At 54.6% G+C, this 21,875-nt stretch carries 15 protein-coding genes; 9 read left to right on the top strand and 6 right to left on the bottom strand.

The annotated features are described in order from the left end of the window. Window positions 1-4: 4 nt before the first annotated feature. The 3 genes from CKL79_RS02890 to CKL79_RS02880 form a co-directional block, all read right to left on the bottom strand. Window positions 5-1,309, bottom strand: coding sequence for a GNAT family N-acetyltransferase (locus CKL79_RS02890; protein WP_121968079.1), 1,305 nt, complete (start codon window positions 1,307-1,309; stop codon window positions 5-7). Next, window positions 1,306-2,514, bottom strand: coding sequence for a F420-0:Gamma-glutamyl ligase (locus CKL79_RS02885; protein WP_121968078.1), 1,209 nt, complete (start codon window positions 2,512-2,514; stop codon window positions 1,306-1,308). The genes CKL79_RS02890 and CKL79_RS02885 overlap by 4 nt, the downstream gene beginning before the upstream one ends. 67 nt (window positions 2,515-2,581) lie before the next feature. Next, window positions 2,582-3,079, bottom strand: a complete 498-nt coding sequence (locus tag CKL79_RS02880) for a CRR6 family NdhI maturation factor (protein ID WP_121968077.1) — start codon at window positions 3,077-3,079, stop codon at window positions 2,582-2,584. A gap of 197 nt (window positions 3,080-3,276) precedes the next feature. Here CKL79_RS02880 and wecB point away from each other — a divergent pair, with 197 nt between their 5' ends. Continuing rightward, a complete protein-coding gene (gene wecB, locus CKL79_RS02875; RefSeq protein ID WP_121968076.1) occupies window positions 3,277-4,428 on the top strand; it encodes a UDP-N-acetylglucosamine 2-epimerase (non-hydrolyzing) in 1,152 nt (383 codons plus the stop codon). 8 nt (window positions 4,429-4,436) lie between these two features. Here the strand turns inward: wecB and CKL79_RS02870 are convergent, their stop codons facing one another. After that, a complete protein-coding gene (locus CKL79_RS02870; protein ID WP_121968075.1) occupies window positions 4,437-4,688 on the bottom strand; it encodes a hypothetical protein in 252 nt (83 codons plus the stop codon). 604 nt (window positions 4,689-5,292) lie between these two features. Here CKL79_RS02870 and CKL79_RS02865 point away from each other — a divergent pair. The 5 genes from CKL79_RS02865 to CKL79_RS02845 all read left to right on the top strand — a co-directional run bounded on the left by CKL79_RS02865 (window position 5,293) and on the right by CKL79_RS02845 (window position 13,972). Continuing rightward, window positions 5,293-7,095 (top strand): alpha/beta hydrolase, encoded by a 1,803-nt coding sequence (locus tag CKL79_RS02865; protein WP_240518607.1) that lies wholly within the window; start codon window positions 5,293-5,295, stop codon window positions 7,093-7,095. 129 nt (window positions 7,096-7,224) lie between these two features. Further along, window positions 7,225-8,910 carry a dihydroxy-acid dehydratase gene (gene ilvD / locus CKL79_RS02860; protein WP_121968073.1) on the top strand — a complete coding sequence of 562 codons (1,686 nt, stop codon included), beginning with the start codon at window positions 7,225-7,227 and terminating at the stop codon, window positions 8,908-8,910. 214 nt (window positions 8,911-9,124) lie between these two features. Further along, on the top strand, window positions 9,125-10,384 hold the full coding sequence (locus tag CKL79_RS02855) for an exonuclease SbcCD subunit D (protein ID WP_121968072.1): 1,260 nt from the start codon (window positions 9,125-9,127) through the stop codon (window positions 10,382-10,384). Window positions 10,385-10,533: 149 nt separating this feature from the next. After that, a complete protein-coding gene (locus CKL79_RS02850) occupies window positions 10,534-12,879 on the top strand; it encodes a M48 family metalloprotease (RefSeq protein WP_121968071.1) in 2,346 nt (781 codons plus the stop codon). A 640-nt stretch (window positions 12,880-13,519) separates the two neighbouring features. Beyond that, window positions 13,520-13,972 carry an RNA-binding protein gene (locus tag CKL79_RS02845; RefSeq protein WP_121968070.1) on the top strand — a complete coding sequence of 151 codons (453 nt, stop codon included), beginning with the start codon at window positions 13,520-13,522 and terminating at the stop codon, window positions 13,970-13,972. Between the two features lie 140 nt (window positions 13,973-14,112). Here the strand turns inward: CKL79_RS02845 and crtB are convergent, their stop codons facing one another. Next, window positions 14,113-15,048, bottom strand: a complete 936-nt coding sequence (crtB, locus tag CKL79_RS02840) for a 15-cis-phytoene synthase CrtB (RefSeq protein WP_121968069.1) — start codon at window positions 15,046-15,048, stop codon at window positions 14,113-14,115. Between the two features lie 1,011 nt (window positions 15,049-16,059). On the opposite strand from crtB, the gene glyA reads away from it, so the two are divergent. Both glyA and CKL79_RS02825 read left to right on the top strand, forming a co-directional pair. Further along, the gene (gene glyA, locus CKL79_RS02830) at window positions 16,060-17,343 is read left to right on the top strand and encodes a serine hydroxymethyltransferase (RefSeq protein WP_121968067.1); all 1,284 of its coding nucleotides are present in this window, start codon (window positions 16,060-16,062) and stop codon (window positions 17,341-17,343) included. A 307-nt stretch (window positions 17,344-17,650) separates the two neighbouring features. After that, a complete protein-coding gene (locus tag CKL79_RS02825; RefSeq protein WP_121968066.1) occupies window positions 17,651-18,715 on the top strand; it encodes an MraY family glycosyltransferase in 1,065 nt (354 codons plus the stop codon). Between the two features lie 44 nt (window positions 18,716-18,759). On the opposite strand, the gene CKL79_RS02820 is transcribed toward CKL79_RS02825, so the two are convergent. Beyond that, entirely contained in the window at window positions 18,760-20,334 is a 1,575-nt protein-coding gene (locus tag CKL79_RS02820) for a glycosyltransferase family 39 protein (protein WP_240518606.1), read from the bottom strand. Between the two features lie 27 nt (window positions 20,335-20,361). Here CKL79_RS02820 and CKL79_RS02815 point away from each other — a divergent pair, with 27 nt between their 5' ends. Continuing rightward, on the top strand, window positions 20,362-21,651 hold the full coding sequence (locus tag CKL79_RS02815; RefSeq protein WP_240518605.1) for a competence/damage-inducible protein A: 1,290 nt from the start codon (window positions 20,362-20,364) through the stop codon (window positions 21,649-21,651). Window positions 21,652-21,875: the final 224 nt, after the last annotated feature.

Below are 21,875 nucleotides of genomic sequence, written 5' to 3'. Positions count from 1 at the left end.
AGCGTCAGTCTGACGTGGCCTCTCCCTCGTGAGCGGCATCGCCACTGCGCTTGTCTAAAGAGAGCTGCGACATACTCTCTAAGAAAAACCGATCCCAGGCCAGCCCATCCCAAGACAGGCCATCGCGCGACGGACTGTCTAGCGCTGGCCCATGCCAAGAAAAACGGCCCGGCAATGGGCTGCCGGTCGGCTTCAGCCCTGGCAGCATATCCGGTAGCTTCAACCCTTCTAGCGCACCTGATTTAGCCTCGCGCACCTTATGCCATACCGAACGCGACATCATCAGCGTGTGCTCAATTTCTAGCGCCCCAATCTGCCGGAGATACTCTTCTCGCTCAGTCTGATAGTCCAGCGAAGTAATTTGCAGCGGCTGGTTAGGAAACTTCTGCACCACGCCCGCCATCTGCGCCATCAGCTCAGGATAGAGCCAGGTATAGGCTGGATGCACTGTGAGCTTGGCGCTGTGGGCGGCGGTACTGTGACGACACAGCTTAATCTCAAAAAAGCCAATAGCCGCCTTGCGCTGCGGTTCAAACACGTAAGCAGAGACAGTCTCTTCACGGTTGACCCAGCGAGTCATCCGCTTTTTTAGCTTACCCGTGAGCGTCGTCTTAAAGTCTTGAATTTGGTAGTCGAGTACCTGACGCACCAGCGGTGGCACCGAGACCGTCTCTAGCTGATAGATCAGCTGAGCATCGGCATTGCTCACCGGCAGCAGATTGGGCAGGGCCGGGTCGCGCTCAGAGAGCGCGGCCAACTGCTCTGGCTGAATGGACCAGTAAGTCGCCCGGGCCAGCGGCTGGAAGCCATTGTGCCGGTAGAGAGAGAGGCCAAACTTGTCGTTGACTTCGGTTTCGCTAATCCAGTATTGAGCCTCTCGGATGCTGCTGAAGCAGTGACGCAGCAGCTGAGAGCCAACGTCTAGACCTAAGTGCAGCTGCCCGCCTTCGCCACTATCAGCCTTTTTGCTAGATTCTTGAGCAGATTTGGCCAAATTAACCAGCATTCGGTCAATTTTCCAGGTGCTCAGGGTGCGGTTAAACGGCGACACCTGAATCATGCCCTGAAGGTTGCCTTCGGCCTCGGCGACAAAGGCCGAAAAGACATGCTGTAGCGGATTGGGAAAAAGCGTCAGCGCCTTTAGCGGCCCATACCAGCGGCGCATCTGCTTGACGTACTGATCAATTTCTGGCGCTTCGGTGTCATGCGAGGCAATCTCGGTTGCGCCAGCCGCCTCCAAATGATCCAGATCACGTAGGTGAATGGATCTGATTAAGAGGCCATTTTCTGGCGAAGGGCTGCGAGTCATGAGGGCTCCGTCGGCGGTGAGGGTGCGGGCTGCGCAGGGCGAATGAGGACAACGGGGGTCTGCTCATCGGCGTTGCCTGCGGGGTTATCGATCAGCGCCTGAATGAGCAGTTGCTGGTCGGTATTGGCAGTCGCTGCTAATATTTTAACCGCTTTTAAATCGTTGACATCGACAATGGCCGCTTTCAGGCCGGTTTCTCGGTAAATTTGGTCAACTAGCTGCTGTGAGTGCTGGGGCCCGAGCACAATAAACTGATCGAAGGGCGGTAGGGTGCCGGTGACATCGTCAATCAGGCGGGCTTGCTCTCCGGCTAGCTGATAGAACATGCCGGGTTTGCCGGCGACTTTGGCGATCGCTCCAATGATAAAAGCGATCGCCACCTGCCACGGCCCAGAGACATCGATCAGCGTTTGCATTCCGCAGGCTGTTGCCAGGCTAGAAGTCGGCATAAAGTAGTAGCACAGTCGCTTAGCGAGCCAGCCCGGTTTGACTGTCGTCGGGTGACGCAACCGCCCCTGCATAATCGCCACGGGTGTTTCGCCAATAGTGACAATATCGCCAGGCAGCGCGCAGGGCTTGACGTAGTGCTTGACAATTTCGATGGGGCTGTCAAGCGGGGTGAGCAGATGAGTGGGTATCGGTAGAATTTTGGCGACGCTGCTTTCGCGCCACTGGGTCGCTGCCTCGGGCTTAGGAAATTTGAGCGGCACGATAAAGTGACCGGTCTTAGGAATTCGCCCCTCGGGGCCATAGGTGATGTAATGCACCTTTAGCCAGAGCGATTTGAGCCGGGTGAGGTCGGCTCCGGTGATGTCTACTTTGAGCTGGGCTTTGGTCGCTTTGCCCACTTTGACAATGTAAGCAAACCAGTAATTATCGGGCCGGGCCGGAAAGTCTTCGTGCTGGGGAACCAGTTCGGTCTTAACGGTGATGCCCTCTAAGCTACTGCCAGAGAGTAGCTCGTACTCAACGCTGACTTCTGGAATAAAAATTTCCAGGCTGCGGGTGCGGTTGGTAAAGACCGTATCGAGAGAAATCGCGTAGTGCTCAGGTTCATAGGTATCCAAATTCCACTCGCTGGCGGTCAGCTCCAGGTCGTTGCCAGGGCGCTGACGATACTGCCACTCAATCAGCAGATAGGCGACAATGCCGGCCAGGATGAGCAGCCCGATGAATCCGCCGATAATCTCTCCAATGGCCGCCATGCTGATACTCTACTTTCTGATAAAACCTGAGTGCTTACGCCCCAGATTGTAGGGGGTAAAGGTCACCTTACAACAGATTAAACAAAGCATCGTCTAGCTCATAGCCCAGCATTTGGGTCATAAACTTGAGCCGGGAGCGACCGTCGATGCCCTGCTGCTTGAGCCATCCATCCAGGCTAAAAACTTTGCTCATGACAAAAATCTCTAGCGCCTCAGGGTTGTAGCGAATGCCGTCAACCGGGCTGAACTGGTGGGGTACGAGCATGGCGGTATAGCGGCTGAGTTCGCCAGATTCCCAGTCGAGGTAAAGCGGTAGCCAGGGGTAATGGGCGTCTAACCGGATAAACCATAGGCGCACTTCTGGAATCTCTGACAGCTCACGCGGATCGCCTGCTTCCTGCGGAAAGTCGATAGCGAAGCTAAAGGTTAGATCGGGGTTGCCAAGTCCCTGTCCCGGTTTGGCGTCCGTTTGGTGGTGCATTAGAACGGGGTCAATTACCTGCTGGGCGAGGGTCAGGTCGAGAGATTGGCAGTGGGTGGCGGTGAGAGCGATCGCATGTTTCATAAGGCAAGGTGAGAGGGAAAAGGAAAAAGGGGAATGGGAAGGGGTTTTATGCTATCAAAGGAACGCTTTAGCGTCGCTATGGACGAGCTGGTTTGCCCTGCCGGTTGTAGGAGATCTGTTCGTTAGGAACCGGTTCGCGTTATTCTGCTGGTTCTTCACGGTTTACTGTTTGCAGCATTTCACTGAGGCGATCGCTCATGGTTGAGTCTTCTCGCGCTTCTGGCGCTCCTATTCGCATCTGCATCACCCTGGGTACTCGCCCTGAAGCGATTAAGCTCGCCCCCGTTATCCAGACCTTTCAGCAACTGCCTCAGTTTGATACACAGGTCGTACTTACCGGTCAGCACCGGGAGATGGTGGCACAGGTCATGTCCCTGTTTGACCTGCAGGCCGATCACAATCTAGATATCATGCAGCCTCAGCAAACCCTCAGCGACATCACTTGTCGTAGCTTAAAAGGGCTAGAGCGTCTCTTCACCCAAATGCAGCCGGCTATGGTGATTTCTCAGGGCGATACGACGACTGCTTTTGCCGCTGCCCTAGCTGCCTTTTATCAAAAAATTCCGGTTGGCCATGTCGAAGCGGGCCTGCGCACTGATAATCTTTTGAACCCTTTTCCAGAAGAGGCCAACCGCAGGCTGGTTTCGCAGATCGCCACCCTGCATTTTGCCCCGACTGCCACCTCAGTAAATAATCTCAAGGCTTCTGGCGTTTCTACTGGCATTCACCAAACGGGCAATACCGTGATTGACGCGCTGCTGACTGTGGCCGGAAAATCTCCGGTCTGTGAGGTGCCAGGGCTCGACTGGGAAAAGCAGCGCGTCATTCTCTCAACCGTGCATCGCCGGGAAAACTGGGGCACTCCGCTCAAAGACATTGCCGATAGCTTTCTGGAGATTCTCGACCGCTTTCCGGATACCGCGCTGCTGCTGCCTTTGCACCGCAATCCTACCGTGCGCGATCCGCTCAAGGCCGCTCTAGACGGCCATCCCCGAGCGTTTCTAGTAGAGCCACTCGACTATGCTCAGCTGGTGGGGGCAATGAAGCGCTGCACCCTGCTGCTGACTGATTCGGGCGGACTGCAAGAAGAAGCGCCTGGCCTGGGTAAGCCGGTGCTGGTGCTGAGAGAGACCACTGAAAGACCCGAGGCGATCGCCGCTGGCACCGCCAAATTAGTGGGTACTCATCCGGCTACCGTCGTTGCGGCCGCTTCAGAACTGTTGGCTGATGCAGACGCCTATGCCGCCATGGCTAAGGCCGTCAATCCCTTTGGTGACGGTCATGCTGCTGAGCGAATTGCCAAAATTGTCACTGCTTACTTTACTCACGAGCCGAGCGACAGTGAGTAGCCCCTCGGCTAGCTCTCCTGGTCTTTATTCAGTAGGTTTTTCTTGGATGCTTTGACCTCTTTCCAAAGCTTTTTAATATCGTCATAGGCTTGAGCGCTGCTAATTTTTCCGCCGGTCTCAAGCCCGCAGATGAGCGATACCCGCTGCGCAAACTCCTGCAAATTGGCGTTGAAGGCTAGATTCTGGGGCGAAAATTCCCCCTGGTATTTGCTGCGAGGCGTCAAGAACTCGTCTAGCTGCTTTCTTTCGTCATCAGTCATAAAATACTCCGGAGTTTGGATGCTATAGCGAAGGTGTGAGAAGGTTGCGGGCTGTCAAAGCCTGCTGACATTAAGCTTTAATTTCACAGGTTTTGATTTTAAACGATTGGCTTCATCTCGCGCTGCAGGCAGGCGCGATCGCTTGTTAGCTTGCCCCGGTTGGCGTCATTTTGACGCTGCCAAAAATAGCTAGTAAAGCTTAAAGGGTCTCCTCTATAGCCTCTGACAGATGTGACTCAGGCGCAAAATATTGAGAAATCTAACAGATAGACCCTAGATAGAACCTGTGACCACCTCTCATTCTTGTGACACCTTTTGCCTGCAAATAACTCAGCAGCAGGGTAGAAAAACGCGAGCGCTACTCCGATACCTGTGAAGGAGTGGGTAAGATATTATCATCAAGTCTTTTTTGTGCGTGCTTTGTAAGTGCCCGGCGTGCCCCCCTATCGTCATACGGGGTCTCATCACCGATACGGCATCTGCGGTGATCACCTACAGGAAGCTGCTCTGCTGATGATTTTTGCTAGTTGTGTTTATGCCTTTAAGCGAAGCGTTCGGTGTGTTGTGCGGTACTCGCCGTGTGTGGTCTTTCAGGGCTGGGCCTTTGAGCTGGGCTGGCTTGAGAGCGGCTGGCCTCAGCATCGGGCTGGCAGCGCTAGTGGCGTCTCCCGGCTGGGCGGCTGAGCGCTTAGTGATTAAGGTGGGGCCGCTGCGTCAGGTGATCGCCCTGCGCGATTTGGAAACATTTGCCCAAACTGGTGAGGTGTCGCCGAGTTTGCGGCTGTATCAGCGGTTTTTGTCGCCGCAGGTGCAGCTTGCCCTGCAGCAGCGGTTAGAACTCGACCCGCAGATGAGCGATCGCATGATCGAAGACGTACTGGCTTCAGCGAACGGCGAGATTTTTACCAACGCGCTGGCGCGAATTGCCCCCAATTTAACGATTCCTCAGCTGCAGGCCGCGATTCGGCTAGCGGCTAGTCAGGCAGATGGCCTTAGCCTTTTGGACATTTTGCGAGCGGTGCCGCAAGAGACGTTAGAAATAGACTTGAGCGCGGCGATCGCTCTGGCCTCTCAGCTCAACTTGTCTAACCTGGAGAGCCGGTCTCTTAGCGGCGTACTGGAGCAGGAGCTAAAGGTAGAGCCGACCTCACTCTCTACCCTACCGCCGAGTGATCTTGACCCGACTGCTCAAGGCCAAAACAACCGCGTCCTTCAGCGCACGCTGTCTTTTCGTGACGTAGATCGCCAGCGGGTGATTCCGGTGGAGGTGCACTGGACCAGAAATCCGCGAGGGCCGCTGGTCGTGCTCTCTCACGGCTTCGGCGCAGATCGCTATTTTTTAGACTATCTTGCTCAGCACCTGGCTTCTCACGGTCTCACAGTGGTGTCAGTGGAGCATCCGGGCAGCAATGTGCAGGCGCTGCTTAACCTGCCAGTTGATCCAGAGCTTGCTGAGTCGCCGAGTCGGCTGCTGCCTGCAACAGAGTTTTTGGACCGGCCTCGGGATGTCAGCTTTGTGCTAGACCAGCTAGCGCAGCTCGATCAGCGCAGCTTTTTCTATGGCGGCGTTTTTAATACTGAAGATGTCACGCTCATCGGCCATTCTCTGGGTGGTTACACCGGGCTGGCTTTAGCCGGGGCGACTTTAGATGTGCGATCGCTCCAAAGCTTTTGTCAGGATATTCAGCCGCTGGGCGTTTCTCCGGCAGACTGGTTGCAGTGCGCGGCGGTGGATTTGCCAGAGCAGGTAGCCGACCTCAGCGACGACCGGATCAAGCAGGTGATGGCGATGAATCCGCTGGTGGGCAAGCTGTTTGGCGAAGCGGGTCTGTCGGCAGTCACGGTGCCCACCCTGATTTTGACCGGCACTCAAGATAGCGTTACCCCCCCGCTCAATCAGCAGCTGGTACCGTTTGAGCAGCTCTCTGGTCCTAAATATCTGCTGGCTGTAATTGGCGGTACTCACCTGAGCGTAGGCGATCCGAGTAATATCAATCAGGCGCTGACTGAGCTGCCCTTTATTGCTGAGCTACGGGGCGATGAGACGGCCAATCTACGACAGCTACTAAAAGGGGTTTCTCTAAGCTTTGCTTTGCAGCGATCGCCTGAGGCTGAGCAATATCGTCCTTTCTTAAGTGCGGCCTACGTGCAGTCTTTTTCGACGCCGACACTGCCGCTGCGATTGGCAGAGGCGCTGCCCGCCAGCGTGCAAAGCTGGCTGAAGATCATGGCTCGACTGACAGCCGATACGCTTTCACCTTCCCTGGTCAGCAGACTGGCTGCTCTGGGCTATCTCAACGCGTTGGAGAGTCGTCAGCAGTGGCAAAAGGCGATCGCCGTTCACTTGCAGGTTAGCCAGGTGGTCACTGTGCTGCGCTTGTCTCTGCCAGTCATGATTGGTCGGTAGCTGACGGTAGGCCGGTAGATTGGCGACATTGTTACAGGCGAAAACTATGGCGCAATGATAAGCTCAGAAACTAAGCCTTGGAAGTCAGAAGCTAAGCCTTGGAAGCACTCAACTCAGGAGAAGCCCCGCATGCCAGAGAATCGCAACAGTCAGGTAGTCACCCAGGGTGTGCAGCGGGCTCCCAACCGAGCGATGCTGAGGGCGGTAGGGTTTCAAGATGGCGATTTCAATAAGCCGATCGTCGGGCTAGCCAACGGCTACAGCACCATTACGCCCTGCAACATGGGCATTAATACGCTGGCACTTCGCGGAGAAGCGGCCCTACGCGAATCCGGGGCCATGCCGCAGATGTTTGGCACGATCACCATCAGCGACGGCATTTCGATGGGCACTGAGGGCATGAAATATTCCCTGGTCTCACGCGAAGTGATTGCCGATTCGATTGAGACGGCCTGCACCGGACAGAGCATGGACGGCGTGCTGGCAATTGGCGGCTGCGATAAAAATATGCCGGGAGCGGTGATGGCGATCGCCCGCATGAATATCCCCGCTGTCTTCGTCTATGGCGGCACCATTAAGCCGGGACATTTAGACGGCGAAGATCTCACAGTGGTCAGTGCTTTTGAAGCCGTCGGCCAGTACAGCGCCGGCAAAATTGACAAGGAAAGGCTTGATGCAGTCGAGCGTCACGCTTGTCCGGGAGTCGGTTCTTGCGGCGGCATGTTTACAGCGAATACGATGTCTTCGGCGATTGAGGCTATGGGGCTAAGCTTGCCCAGATCTTCCACCATGGCGGCTGAGGATGAGGAAAAGGCAGTCAGTACAGAAAAGTCTGCCTCCACGCTGGTAGAAGCCATTCGTCAGCAGATTTTGCCCAAAGATATTCTCACGCGCCAAGCGTTTGAGAACGCGATCGCAGTAATTATGGCCGTTGGTGGCTCGACGAATTCGGTGCTGCATTTATTGGCGATCGCCCACACCATCGGCGTCGATCTGACCATTGATGACTTTGAGACCATTCGCAACAAAGTCCCTGTCTTCTGTGACCTGAAGCCCTCGGGCCGCTACGTTGCCACCAACTTACACCAAGCAGGCGGCATTCCGCAGGTGATGAAAATGCTCCTGAACGAAGGGCTGCTCCACGGCGAGGCCCTTACTATCAGCGGCCAAACCATCGCCGAGGTCCTGGCCGACGTACCCGATCAGCCGTCTGCCGACCAGGATGTCATTCGCCCGTTTGACAAACCGATGTATCCGCAAGGGCATCTCGGCATTCTCAAAGGCAACCTCGCACCTGAAGGCGGCGTCTCTAAGCTCACGGGCATTAAGAACCGCAGCATCACCGGCCCCGCCCGCGTATTTGAATCGGAAGAAGACTGTCTGGACGCGATTTTGGCGAACAAAATCAAGACGGGCGACGTGATTGTCGTGCGCTACGAAGGGCCAAAAGGCGGGCCGGGTATGCGCGAAATGCTCGCACCCACTTCGGCGATCATCGGGGCTGGGCTAGGGGACTCGGTCGGGCTGATTACCGACGGGCGGTTCTCCGGGGGGACGTATGGCATGGTGGTGGGCCATGTTGCGCCGGAAGCGGCGGTAGGGGGAGCGATCGCCCTCGTCAAAGAAGGCGATACTATCACCATTGATGCCGACAAGCTCCTGCTACAAGTGAACGTATCAGACGCAGAACTCGCCCAGCGTAAAACTCAGTGGAGCCCGCCCAAGCCTCGCTATGAGCGTGGGGTACTTGCAAAATACGCCAAATTGGTATCTTCGAGCAGTCAGGGCGCAGTGACTGATAAAGACCTGTTTTAGGGCCCCCCTCTTCTCAGTAAATAGCGTGTCGGCGATGGTGCCCCCTAGCTGCCGAACAGCTTCTGTGGTGATGACCTGTGAAATGGGTGGGTACTCGTAGACGCTACAGCTCGCCTGTTCTACAATGAACGCTCTGGAATGAACGCTCTGGGGTGAGGACAGCCAGGATGGCTATCCTACAAGAGCTGCTTCGCCACTTTTTTAACATTGAGACATGCCAAAATTTCTGCATATCTCCGATATTCACCTCGGTTTTGACCGCTACGACAGCAAGCAGCGCACGCTGGACTTTTTCTACGCCCTGCAAGACGTGTTTGCCAAATACGCTGTGGGTGAGGCAGTAGATTTTGTCATTATTGGCGGCGATCTGTTCGAGCATCGCAATATTAAGCCCGCTATTCTCAACCAGGCGCAAATTTGTCTGCGAATTCTCCAGGAAGCGAATATTCCCGTGCTGGCAATCGAGGGCAATCACGACAACGCACCCTACGGTACTAAGTCGAGCTGGCTGCGATACCTGTCAGACTGGGGACTGCTCAAACTTCTGGAGCCGGGGAACGTCAGCGACGGTGAGCCATTTTATGCCCATTGGGACGAAGAGACTCAGAAGGGCGGATATATTGACCTCGCCTGCGGCGTACGCGTATTAGGCTCTAACTGGTATGGTGCGGCTGCGCCTCGGGCGATTGAGCAAATCGCAAAGGCGCTGGGCGATTTGCCACCTGCCCCTGGGCCGTCTATTTTGCTCTTTCATCATGGGTTAGAAGGGCAGATTGCTCGCTACTCGGGGGCGTTGCGCTACGGCGAAGTGCTGCCGCTCAAAAAAGCAGGAATTGACTACTTAGCGCTGGGTCACATTCACAAAAATTACTCAGAAGATAACTGGATTTTTAACCCCGGCTCGCTAGAAGCGAACAACGTAGAAGAAAGCCAGTTTGAGCGCGGCGCGTATCTAGTTGAGATTGATAGTACGGGCGTTCGCGCTGAGCTAAAGACCGACTACCATCAGCGGCCCATTCATCGACTACAGCTAAAAATGCGCGGCCAAGATCCGATAGAGGCCGTGGAGACAGGTGCGATCGCCCTCCTCACCAAAGCTATCAAATCCAAAGAAGTCGTCCCAGAACAGCAGCCTATCGTCGAGCTACGGATCACCGGCACCGTCGGCTTTGACCGACTAGAGCTAGATACGCGATCGCTCCAAAAGCAGCTACAAGAACAATGCAACGCGCTGATTTTTCTACTGCGTTATGACGTGGATGAAGCAGGTTACGCCTCACCGATTTCTGAAGAAGCCAGTCGTACAGAAGTTGAGCAAGAGGTCTTCACCGATCTGCTCGCTGCCAACACCGTTTACAAAAAGCGCGCCGCTCAGCTGGCGCAGGGACTGATCGATCTCAAAGATCGGCAAATGGCCAGTGAAAGTGAAGAAAGTCTCTACGGGCTGGTCGAAACCTTACTGGACCAGGAATAACCGACCAGGTTCAAGCTTTTGACAAGAAAGCAGTGAAAAGCGGTGAATGCTACTGGCTGCGTTGAGAGGTTATCTTTCATCGGGATCTGCGTACTCTGAACTGTGCCCGCCAGTGGGCACCTGATCAGACGCTACCGATTAAGAGGCCCATGACAGCTGTAGCAGAGTTAGAACAATTGCTCAAAACGGGGATGACTGCCTATCAGCAGGGGGCTTACGAGCAGGCGACAGCGTCCCTGTCACAGCTGAGCCGTACGACCAATCAGGCTTATCGGATGAAGGCCAAGATGGGTTTGGTGCGCACTTACATGGCCCAAAAAGACTGGCAGAGGGCGCGATCGCTCTGTCAAGAAATCAGCCAGAGCCCAAAATTAGCCGCGCAGCAGTGGGCAGCCGCTATTCTCACCAAAATTGAGCGCCAGATTACTCAACCGATCCAAAATCTCAGCGGCTTTCAGCCAATTGCGCCCGATGAGGCGATCGCACCCCCCTCCCAAGCTCGTCAGCCTGAGCTTGATTTAGCCAAACCGTTGCCAGTCGGTCAATCCGACAGTCAGGCTGATCAGGCCGATGAGCGCTCAGATGCTCAAGTCTCTATGTTTCACTATGCCTATCTCAATGGTGAGATTGCAGCGGCCCCAACCGATGAGGATAGGGCAGTCACAGCTTTACAAGACGAGAGCAAACCCTCTCAAGCAGCGGACTCAGAGGCGGGCTACCAACGGGTTTACGCAGGTCGCCTGGCCCAGGGGCGCTCGCTCGGAAAACTCAAGCGCGGCCAGCTACGAACGGCGCAGATCGGCGGCGCAATTGCCTTTTATTTTTTCCTGCGCTCTTTAATTTACGGTGCGATCGCGCTAACCAATGGCTATCTAAACTTTCTAGACAGCATTTTGCCGTTTGGCGTCAGTCAAATACCGGCGACTTTTCTGAACTCTGCCTGGGTGCTTCTAGGCAGTCTGGTTGGCATTGCGATCGCCTCTCCCTGGCTGTGGGATATTTGGCTACAGGCAACAGCCGATAGGCAACCCCTTTCTAGCCAGCAGTTGCGTACCTATTCGGCAGAGGCGGTGACCCTTCTGAGTAGACAGTGTCAGCAGCGCCGCTGGCAACTGCCTACGCTGTGGCAGTTACCTACTGAGGTGCCGCTGATCTTTTCTTACGGCTGGCATCCGCGCCAGGCCAGGCTGGTGGTCTCTCAGGGGTTGCTCTCTCAGCTAGCCGCCGATGAGATTGCAGCGCTGGTCGCCTATGAAATTTCTCACTGGAAGGTCTGGTACTGGCCGCTGCTCTCAGCTCAGAGCCTAATTCTTCAGCTATTTCATCAGGCTTACTGGCAGCTAGCGCTGTGGGGGGCCGGTAAGCCTAAACCGATCAAAATCGCAGCGGGCACCCTAGCTAACTTGAGCTACAGCATTTTTTGGCTGATGCGACTGCCGGGGCTCTGGCCGAGCCGAGTACGAACCTACTACGGCGATCGCGATGCAGCAGAAATCACCGGTAACCCCAACGGTCTTGCCCGGGCTCTGGCCAAGCTGTCTTTCGCTCTAGCGGCCAGCGTTGAACAGCAGGGCTACACACTTCCCTTAATAGAGAGCCTAGCCTTGCTATTACCCGTCTCTGCCGATCTGTCTCGCCAGCAGCTTTACGGCAGCTTACCGTTGGGCCAGCTATACGCCTGGGATAGTCTCAATCCGTTACGAGATTGGATGAGTGTACGAGCTGCTCAGCCGCCACTGGGCGATCGCCTGCGGCTGGTTATGGCCTATGCCAAACACTGGCAGCTAGATTTAGAAATGCAGATAGAGGTACCCCCGCGCCGTAAAGGGCTCTCAGCCTCAGACTGGTCTCAGCTCATCAGCCAGGGAACGCCTTTTTTTGGCCTGGCAATAGGGGTAGCTACCGGGCTGGGGCTATGGCTGGTCGGTGCCCTTGCTCAGCTGCTCGATTGGCAAGTGCTAGCCTGGATGAACCAAGACATCGGGCTATTTCAATGCTGCCTGCTGCTAGGCTTAGGGGTAGGTACAGCGCTGCGCATCAATCGTTTCTTTCCCGATCTGTCTTATGCGATGCCGCCTACCCAAGCGTTGCCTGACTGGGTAAATGACCCTGACCTATTGCCGTCGAATAGCCTGCCGGCCAGACTCTCCGGAACAGTCACCGGCAGACCTGAACTGGCCAACTGGCTAGGCCAGGATCTGCTGCTAAAAACGTCATCTGGCTTGCTCAAGCTCCACTTCTTCACAGCGCTTGGCCCGCTGGGCAATGTCATTGGGTTAGGCCGCAAACCCGCTGCTTGGTTCGGACAGTCCGTTCAAGTACTCGGTTGGTTTCGCCGGGGAAATCAGCCCTGGTTAGATATTGACAAAATTCGATTAGACAACAACAGCTCGAACGGTAGCTTAATTCAAGCGGCTCATCCGATTCACTCATTGCTGCTAGCGATCGCCGCCTGCGGACTGGGACTCTGCCTGTTAATCCAAAGCAGCAGCTAATGCCCAGGAAGGTCGTCAGCCTGGCGGAAGCATAAAGAAATGTTGCGAAATATATAAAATAATGTTATGTTTCGCGTAGGAACTTGTTAAGTCTAGAAAGTAAGCCGGGCAGCGATGTTTTCATAGTCAGCCAGCTTAATCTTCAGGCGCGGGTTCTCCTACTCTCAACACAGCATAATGAGCCAGCCGGTTTGATCGGCTGGTTTTTATTTTGGCCGATTTTCTCTCTAAACTACTAACGCTGTAGCGGCCTCACAAAAAGCCCAGTGCAGGGAGCATTTCGAGGGTTCAGCGCTTCTCTTAGCTGGCTTGATCGTCTGGTCTGGCTACAGACATCGTGATACTTTAGTGAAGGTCAAGTAAGAAATGAATCCTTCCTCTCAAATGATAGGCTGAGTATGGAGCTATAAGGCTATCGTTGTTGAGAGTGAGGCTGCGCAGAAGTCTTGTTAACCGGTTGAGTAGGGCGGACAGGAGAGGTCTAGGCAAGCTGGTATGGGTTGTCAAAGACCGAACTGGTCTTTCAAGAGACGTTGCGATAGAAAGTTTTTCATACTTCCACGGGTAAAGCATCATCAGCGGATTACTTCTGAGCGCTCCTGAGGCTTGTTGTTAAATTTAGAAACTAGAGGTCACCCCCATGTCAGTTCGTCTATATTTTGGCAATTTGCCTAGAGACTTGGAGCACGAAGCATTTGAAGCTATCTTTGCTGAAGAAACCGACAATTTGGTCTCTGTGAAGCTGATTTCAGATCGCAAGACTGGAAAATGTCGAGGCTTTGGTTTTGTCACCGCTAAAACTGACGAAATTGCAGATGCTCTCGTCGAAAAATATAACGGCTATTCGCTTCAAGACGCTACGCTAAAGGTTGAAAAAGCCATGCCCCGCACCAATAAGGAAGGCGATGAGGAGTCAGGTGAAGGCGGTAGCCGTCGCAGCAGCGGTAGCAAAAAGGCCGCTCGTCGTGGCAATTCTAATACTAATACTGTCGTCTCTGAAACTCAAACGGCTTCTGCAGAACCCGATCCTCGCTGGGCGCAGGATTTGGCAAAGCTAAAGGAAATGTTAGCTGCACAGACTACCCCTTCCTAGATTTTTGGCCATCGATTTTTAAGTCATTCCCTATTGCGTACCCATCAGGGCAGTCTGTCAAATCAGTCTGCCTTTTTTGTTTGGGCTTTTTTTATCCATTTTTCTGGCCATTTGTTTATAAGGGGTTGCCTCTTGAAGCGCTAAGAGACTCTCGCTCGGACCAGCGCTTGCGGTAGGCATAGCAGCTTACGAGTTTTAGGAACAAAGGCCCTGCGATTAAAGACGTCGTAGTCGTTTTCAACAATTACGTTTAAGATTTTGCGGTAAAGCATCAAGGCTGACCAGACGGGCCAGCGTGCATTGGGGTGCAGCCTACCGATGCCGCTCTCGGCTTCTTGATAATATTTAAGCGATCGCTGGATTTGAAACCGCATCAGCGCCCGCCAGCGATCATCAATCACCCCGTTGAACAGATCTTCTTCGGTATAGTCAAACAGGGCCAGATCTTCTAGGGGTAGATAGATGCGATCGCGTCTGGCATCTTCCCCTACATCTCGCAAAATATTAGTGAGCTGATTGGCAATGCCGAGCGAAACCGCCTCTTTGATGGGGGGTGCCACTGGGTTTAGCCGTCGCCAGGGCGCAGCGTTAATGGCGGTATCCATTCCCATCACCGTAGTAGACATCAGACCCACCGTGCCCGCCACCCGGTAGCAGTAGAGCTTCAGCTCATCAAAGGTCTCATAGCGCGATCGGTGCAGATCCATTCGCTGACCCGCAATCATGTCTCTAAAAGGCTGAATATCTAGATCGAATCGCTCTAGCGTATCGACCATGGCCACATCGAGGTCATCTTTTGGATGGCCCGAAAACAGCATCTCTAGCTGAGACTCCCAGTGATCTAAGGTGCTTTCGGTAGTGAACTTTGCCTGGGGTCCATCGACCAGTTCGTCAGTACGCCTGCACCAAACGTAAATAGCCCAGATTGCCCGGCGCTTAGCCTCAGGCATGAGCAGCGTTCCCATGTAAAACGTTTTAGAACACTCTGCGGTGATTTGACGGCACTGCTCGTAAGACTCCTGAAGCGTGACACACTTAGGAATGGCAGTAGTTGAAGGATGGGTCAGTTGCAGCATCAACGCCTCAAACTGGAAAAAAATGAACAGTAGCAGGTGGCCAATCTAGCCAAAGCCCAATCTAGCCAAAGCTGTTGGGAGTAGAGTCTGATATCGCAAGCCGCCTCTGGCCGAGGATTGCCTTCGACCGAACCGCTGGCCCAAAAAAACAAAGATTTTGTAATCGAGGACTGTGCTAGCAAGCCAAGCGCTGTGAACTGACAGCCGTAAGCCCGCCCACTCAGAAACGCTTTCCTAAGCGGGCTTGCTAAAGTTGGCGACTGGGCCAAAGCGGTAAATACCAAGCGCATCGCTTTCATTACTTTATACGCCAACAGTGCCGCTGGGCTAGTTCTATACCGTTGCTCGCAGCCGAGTCTTCCTAGCCCCTTCATTTAGGCTTAACGCCAAGACTAAAGACGGGGGCATGCAGCCTCTTCAGGGTTAAGGCCGGTTGGGCAAGTTTTTTTGAGTAAGTTTCTTCGAGCAAGGGTTGTCAGGTGAGGTTAATCTGGGACCGTACGACGAGAGAGCTGCCTCTAAGAACGGCCCCTGAGCGCCGGACTTTGACAGGCAACAGCAGCTATTTACAGCGGCCAGGCATGAGGGCGTCGATACACGCGCTCAACAATGCGTAATTTCCTCATTATATGTTTCAAAGCGTTACATTTTGGCAGATATTCTGAGTTTCTCTAATCGCTTCACAGGCCATAGCTGAGAAAAACCAGCCATCTATCCAGCTTGCTGATTGCCTTCTATGAAGGAAAAACATGGAATTGATAGTGGTTGGCCCGTCAGTCCAGGTAGGCGGCAGGCTATCATAAAACCCTCATGTGAAGACCTCGTAAAAGCCATGACTCAAAAGGTTCATCGCAAGTTTGGATCGGTTTTTTGATGGCTTTGTAGGTTTCCAGCGGCTTTTAAGGGCCTACAAGCTGACTGTTTGATAAGCTGCTGAGGGGTATGGGCGTCTGGCGTATTTTTTGCGTGCATTGCCGGGCAAGGGTTTAGTTATATCGAGAGGGTAAGCAGATGACAAAGGCTAACGTTGACTTTTTGCAGCAGGGCGACCCGGCGATCGCCGCTATTATTGACCAGGAGCTAAACCGCCAGCAGACCCACCTGGAGCTAATTGCCAGTGAAAACTTTACCTCTCCGGCAGTGATGGCAGCGCAAGGGTCTGTGCTGACTAATAAGTACGCCGAAGGGCTGCCGGGTAAGCGCTATTACGGCGGCTGCGAGTTTATTGATCGCGCTGAGCAGCTAGCGATAGACCGGGTTAAGCAGCTCTTTGGCGCGGCTCATGCCAATGTGCAGCCGCACTCAGGCGCTCAGGCCAACTTTGCAGTATTTCTGGCCCTGCTCAAACCTGGCGACACCATTCTGGGGATGGATTTATCCCACGGCGGTCACCTCACCCACGGCTCCTCCGTCAACTTTTCAGGCAAGTGGTTTAACGTGGTGCAGTACGGCGTTAGCCGCGAAACTGAGCAACTCGACTTTGACGAGATTCGTAAAATTGCCTTAGAGCACCAGCCGAAGATGATTATCTGTGGCTATTCGGCTTACCCTCGGACAATTCACTTTGATCGGTTCAGAGCGATCGCCGATGAAGTGGGCGCATACCTGATGGCCGACATTGCCCATATTGCTGGGCTAGTGGCTACCGGCTGCCATCCCAATCCGCTGCCTCACTGCCATGTCGTCACCACCACCACTCATAAAACCTTGCGAGGGCCGCGTGGTGGGCTAATTCTCACCAATGACGAAGCGCTGGGCAAAAAGTTTGATAAGGCGGTATTCCCCGGCAGTCAGGGCGGGCCTTTAGAGCATGTGATCGCGGGCAAGGCAGTCGCTTTCGGCGAGGCGCTCAGCCCTGACTTTCAGAGCTACTGCCAGCAGGTGATCAAAAACGCCCAGGCATTAGCTGCTCAGCTGCAAAAGCGTGGGATTAAAGTTGTCTCTGACGGCACTGACAATCACCTGGTGCTGATGGACTTACGCTCGATTGGCATGACCGGTAAGCGTGCCGATGCCCTGGTCAGCCAGGTCAATATCACGGCGAATAAAAATACAGTGCCCTTTGATCCAGAGTCGCCGTTTGTCACCAGCGGGCTGCGTTTGGGGACGCCAGCCATGACGACGCGGGGCATGGGTGAATCCGAGTTCGTCGAGATTGCGAATATTTTGGCTGACTGCTTACTTAGCCCGGACGATAGCGCGGTCGCGAGTGACTGTCGGCGACGGGTAGGGGCGCTGTGCGATCGCTTTCCGCTTTACCCTCACTTACAGGTAGCTGAGCCTGCGCTGGTGTAGTGGACTGTATCTAGCGGACTGTATCTAGCGGACTCTCTCTATATGAGAAACCGTTGATAATTTTCTTGCTTCAGGTAAATGGTAAAGGGGTATACTGTCGCCGAGTAGACCTAAAACCCCTTCTCCTGAACGACTGCGGTATATTCCTGGTTGGTCACTGCCAGCAGTTAGCTTTTTGGCTCACCCGATCGTAAAGCGCGTCGCCGGGTCAAAATCCTCAAGAAGGTCCAGCTCTGTACTTGTTGAGCTTGTAGCAAGTGGTAGAGAAGGGGTGACAGCATTGCCCACCCTACATGACCTGCTTCTGATGGCGTTCCCGTTCTATCATCTGCTCGCTTTTGCCGTATCAGCAATCATAGTTCTGCTACTGACTCCATTGGTTAAAAAGGCCGGGCTCGCTAGCGGCAGAGTCGATTTGCCTGGCAACCGAAAAGTCCATACTCAACCCATGGTAAGACTGGGCGGTGTTTCAATTTTTGTGGGTGTTTTAGCGGCGTTGCTAATGGTGTGGGCCTCAGGCGGGTTCACCAGCGTCGATGGCGAGCCCCTAGATCGAGTCGCTGACTATTCTATCTGGGGCGTGACGCTGGGCGGCCTAGCCTTTTTTCTGATTGGCCTCATTGACGATCTGTTCGGACTCTCGGCAATCAGTCGGCTGGTTATGCAGTCTGCGGTGGCGGCGATCGCCTGGTATGTTGGTGTCGATATTCATTTTTTGACCATTCCCCTAGTGGGTAACGGCATTACGCAACTGCCAGACTGGCTGAGCCTAATTGTGACCATATTCTGGCTAGTGGGTATGGCCAATGCCATCAACTGGATTGATGGATTAGATGGATTAGCCGCTGGGGTGTCGGGCATTGCAGCGGTGGTGCTGGCCGTCGTTAGCCTGTATATGGGACAGCCAGCCGCCGCGCTGATTGCCGCAGCCCTAGCTGGCGGCTCACTGGCCTTTTTGCGCTACAACTTTAACCCGGCGCAGATTTTCATGGGCGATGGCGGGGCCTACTTTATTGGCTTCACCCTGGCCGGTGTTGGCGTAATTGGCTTAGTGAAAGGGGTGACGACGGTAGCGGTGCTGCTGCCCTCACTGACGCTGGCAGTGCCCATTTTAGATATGTCAACGGTGATTTTGCTGCGGCTGCGCCGGGGACTATCGCCTTTTGTAGCTGATAAGCGCCATTTGCATCACCGGCTGCTCAATGCTGGGTTTTCACATCGCTTTACCGTTCTGTTTATTTACGCGCTGGCCCTATGGGTAGGGAGCTTAGCTATGGCCTTTTCGGGGCTGCGGGCAGGCATTCCTTTTGCCTTTGCCTCTACCGTACTGCTGAGCTACACCGGGTGGCGGGCAATGCGCCACGCCAAATAAAGCTAGCCAGATAAAGCTAGCCAGATAAAGCCAGTCAGATAAATTTAATAAGGGTACAGATAGGGCCGAATCAGCCGATGGGCTCTGTACAGGTAGAAGGTTTCTGTCTTTGTACCGCCGCGCTGGGTGGTGAGCTGCATCAGGGGCGTGACCGCTTGAAAGTAGGGCGTAATCGCCGCCACAGCCGCCACCTGAGAAAAGTCAGCAATGCTAACGAACAGCGCATCTTTGCCTAGCCAATCTTGAGAATCAAACCAAAAAGCGTGGCCGCGTGGATCTTGGGTAAAGCTGGTCACCGGTAAGTCGGTTGATGGGGGAAGGGCGATCGCCACATATCCGCTCAGCCAAAACGCCTGCGTAAAGATAAAGTCAGTGGTAGAAATTGCCGCCAGCAGTTCATCTGACTGCATGAACTGCTGGCGTAGCTGCTTGGTGTCAATTAAAGCCGTCGAAGGATCTTGCTCGGGTGTGACAAAACCGCCAAACAAAGCGTACTTGCCAGGCGTTTGCAGCGTGCCCAGCGTAATATGCGTCAGCGCAAATAGCAGCACTATCCCGACTGCCAACCCGGTTCCTAGCAGCCAACGCCGTACCTGAGCTTTGGGCCAGCTAGCAGCCGTGTGCCCCAGCAACAGCGTCAGACTCCATAGCCCCGGTGCTGGCCAGGCCGGATAGACGCGGGTCAGTCCGCCCAGCAGCGTAAAGCCTACAGCTACAGGCAAACCGCACCAGAGCACCAGAGCCACCCGAGGCGATACAGCCTGCGAAAGTCGCTTTAATAGCACTTTAATACTCACCCACCAAAGCGGCAGTCCCAGCGTCGGGAATAAAAAGCCGATCTCCGCTAAGAAGACGCCTAAGCCATCAGTCAGCGAATAGCTATTAGCCTGCCCAGCAAAGCGACCAGCGAGCTGAAACTGAAACGAAATCCACTCGTGGCGACTGTTCCAGGACAAGATGGGCACCAGACAAAGGCCAAACAGTAGTAGACCCATCCCCATCCACCGAGAACGCAAAGCGCAGCGATGGCGATGGCTACTCAGGCAAAAGCACACCAGGCTCAGACCCAGCAAAAAGCCGTGATACTTACTCAGACAAGCCAGGCCGATGACGAGGGCGATCGCCGTCAGCTTAGCGGTAGGCCGATAGGGCCCATCGTCAGGCGGGAAGAACTCTTGAGCGCAGAGATACAGTGCCAGGCTCCAGCAAACAATCAGGGCGTTGTCTGGCGCAGTCAGCGTTCCAAAGGTCAGTACAAAGAGCGGTGATAAGGACGCCACAGCCGTACTCAGCCATCCGGCTCTCGGCCCAAACAGCCAGCGGCCCGTCTCATGCAGCAGCCACAGACTGCCTGTAAATAGCGCCAATGCCCCGATGCGCAGCGTGAACGGTGAGACCATACCCGTCAGCCAAACGCCCACACCAGTGGTAAAGGCTACTGCCAGCGGATGGTCAAAATAGCTCCAATCTAGATGGCGAGTGTAGAGAAAGTAGTAGGCTTCGTCAAACCCAGGCGGCAAAAAATAGGCGATTGTGCCCCGAAAGATTAGTCCGCTCAGCAGCAGCCCCCAGAGCTTTGCGCGATCGCTCAAACGTCTCATCGCTGACTGGCTACCCACCGAAAAACCTGCCTAACCAACGCTATAATGCCACTTTCACCGCCGCATGTGAGTAAGCAGGCCATGACCCAGAGTGCTGAAATCATCTGCATTGGCACCGAGCTGTTGCTCGGCGATATTGTCAATGGCAATGCCCGCTATTTAGCTCAGCAGCTGGCCTATCTGGGCATTGCTCATCACTATCAGACGGTGGTAGGTGACAATCCGCTACGAATTCAGCGCGCGGTGGCGATCGCCTGCGAACGGGCCCGGCTGCTGATCTTCACTGGCGGGCTAGGCCCCACTCCTGACGATCTGACGATGGCTACCCTCGCCGATTTTTTTGACGCTCCTCTGATAGAGCGACCCGCAGCGATCGCTGATTTAGAAGAAAAATTTGCCCGGCGAGGCCGCCCGCTCACCGCCGCTACTCGCAGGCAAGCCCAGCTACCTGAGGGCGCAGCCATCTTACCCAATCCGATTGGTACTGCGCCGGGTGTGATCTGGCAGCCGAGAGCCGGGCTGACGGTCATGACCTTTCCGGGGGTGCCTCAAGAGATGCAGGCCATGTGGCAGGCAACGGCGGTACCTTACCTGAAAGCCAACAGCTGGGCAGACGGCGTTATCCACAGCCAAACGCTCAAGTTTTGGGGAATTGGCGAATCTGCTCTGGCAGAAAAGGTGCGACCGTTTCTAGACTTAGCTAATCCAACGGTAGCGCCCTATGCCGGTGGCGGCGAGGTGAAGCTGCGGATTTCGGCTAAAGCTGAGTCGGTCGCTGCGGCAACTGAGCTAATTGCGCCAGTCGCTGCGAAGCTACGGCAGATTGGCGGCAGTGACTGCTATGGCCAGGAGGATGACAGTTTAGCCAGCATAGTCGGCTATTTACTAGCTGGGCGAGGGCACACTATGAGCGTAGCCGAATCTTGTACGGGCGGCGGTTTGGGTCAGATGATGACAGCCGTATCCGGCAGCTCTAGCTATTTTTGGGGCGGTGTCATTTCTTATGACAATCGGGTTAAGCAAAGTCTGCTGGGCGTTGACGCTAACGTTCTGACCCGCTGCGGGGCTGTTAGCCCAGAAGTGGCGATCGCCATGGCGGCTGGAGTGCGCACTCGCCTGGGTACAGACTGGGGGGTAAGCATCACTGGCATTGCGGGGCCGGGTGGCGGCAGCGCCGAAAAGCCAGTGGGCCTGGTGTACATTGGCCTGTCTTCAGCCGCTGGCACCCGCAGCGAAAAGTGTTTGTTTGGGGCAGATCGCAGCCGCGACTCGATTCGCCAGCAGAGTGCCCTGACCGCGGTCAATCTGCTGCGGTTGGCATTGGCCTCAAGCTAATTTCTGCCGAGAGTGCCCAGCAGGGTCAGCCAGCAGGGTCAGATAGTGACTAACTCTCAGCCGTATCTGCAAACCTACTTCTAAAGAAATAAGGGAGGTTATATAAAATCTCCCAAGGGTCACCTTGATCATTCCGCTCGATTGGTTATCATGAATACATAGTTTAAGCGGCTTTCATTCGAGCTTCATAGCGGCTCTGACAGCGCGAAATTATTTTTACCTGG

The organism is Leptolyngbya sp. BC1307 (assembly GCF_002286735.1).
Lineage (GTDB): Bacteria > Cyanobacteriota > Cyanobacteriia > Phormidesmidales > Phormidesmidaceae > Phormidesmis.
Note: the sequence above shows the minus strand (reverse complement) of the source record. Positions and strands in the feature narration are given on the sequence as shown.